The 1520-nt window shown below is 67.9% G+C and carries 1 protein-coding gene; it reads right to left on the bottom strand.

The window, feature by feature from the left end:
- Nucleotides 1–158 precede the first annotated feature (158 nt).
- A partial coding sequence (treF, locus tag WCB02_RS19910) for an alpha,alpha-trehalase TreF (protein ID WP_423960687.1) occupies nt 159–1520 on the bottom strand: 1362 nt, incomplete at its 5' end.

Here is a 1520-nt window from a genome sequence, read left to right on the forward strand (position 1 = left end):
GCCCCGATGTGCCGAAGCCGACGGGCGTGACCATGAGGTCGGTGCGGCCCACGCGGACCTTGTTCACGACATCCTTGACCGCCATCGCTTCCCCCGTTTGGTTGCCGGCGCATGCGGAGGGCGCCGGGCGAGAGCAGGCAAGGGCGGGCGCCCCATATTCAGCCGCTCGGCGCAGGGCAGCGGTCGAGGCTCTCAAGCTCGGCGTCGGCGGGATAGAGCGCCATCAGCTTCAGCATCACGCCGTTGGTCCAGCCGAAGCCGTCCTGGGTCAGATATTCGCCGCCCCCACCCGGCCTGTTGGTTGCGATCACGTCATATTTTTCGACGAGCTTGCCGGTCTCACGATAGACGCGCTCCACACTGATCATGAAGCGGCAGGCGATCGTCTCGGCGAGCCGGTCGCGGCCGAAGCTCTTCAAGCCCGCAACCGCGATCCATTGCAACGGCGCCCAGCCGTTGGGCGAGTCCCATTGCTGCCCGGTGTCCACAGGCGTCGCGACGATCCCGCCCGGCTCGAGCAGGTCCCTCTCGGCCGCCACGGCGACCGACGCCGCCTGTGCGTCGCTGGCGACGCGGGTGACGAGCGGATAGAGGGTCGCGGCGCTGAGGCGGTCGACGCGCTTCTTCAGCGTCCAGCGATAGTCGAGATAGACGCCGCGCGATTGATCCCAAAGAATGCGGTCGATCGCCGCGCGGCGTGCGGCGGCGCGGCGGGCGAAATCGGCGGCGCAATCGCGATCGCCGGACCGCTCGCAACCGGCGCCGATCGCATTCTCGAGCCCGAACATCAGCGCATTGAGGTCGACCGGAACGATCTCGGTCGTGTCGATAGACTCGAGCGTTCGCCCGTCGGCGAGCCAGCGCGAGCTGAAATCCCATCCGCTCTCGGCGGCGGCGCGAAGCTCGCGCCAGGTCGTTTGCGGCGGGCGGGGAGTCGAGCGCGCCAGGGCGACGTCCTCGGCATAGGACTCGTCGCGCGGCGCATCGCTGTCATCCCAATAGCGATTGAGGATCGCCCCGTCGTCGAGCTTGACCACGCGGCGATGAGCGGCGCCCGCCGCCAAGTCCTCCGCGCCCTCCATCCAGAAGCCATATTCCGTCTTGAGTTGCGGCAGAAAGCTTGCGTAGGCCGCCGCAGGGTCGCCCGGATCGAGCAGCCCGACCATGGCGAAGAAGAACGGCGGCTGCGAGCGGGTGAGGTAGTAGGACCGCGTCCCGTTCGGAATGTGGCCGTAGGCGTCGATGAGAAACGCGAAATTCCGCGCCATGTCCTCGAGCAGGTCCGACCGTCCGCTTTCGGCGAGGCCCAGCATGGTGAAATACGAGTCCCAGTAATAGAGCTCGCGGAACCGGCCGCCCGGAACGACGTAAGCGCGCGGCAGCGGCAACAGCGACGAATAGGGCGGGGCCGTCGGGGTATCGCGGGTCAGGATTGGCCAGAGGTCGTCGATGTGCTGACGGATCGGCGCCGGCGCGGAGGCGACCACGGACGCCGCAGGCTCGGCCGGCAAGGTAAAATG

Source organism: Bradyrhizobium sp., from assembly GCF_049581145.1.
Taxonomy (GTDB): Bacteria; Pseudomonadota; Alphaproteobacteria; order Rhizobiales; family Xanthobacteraceae; genus Bradyrhizobium.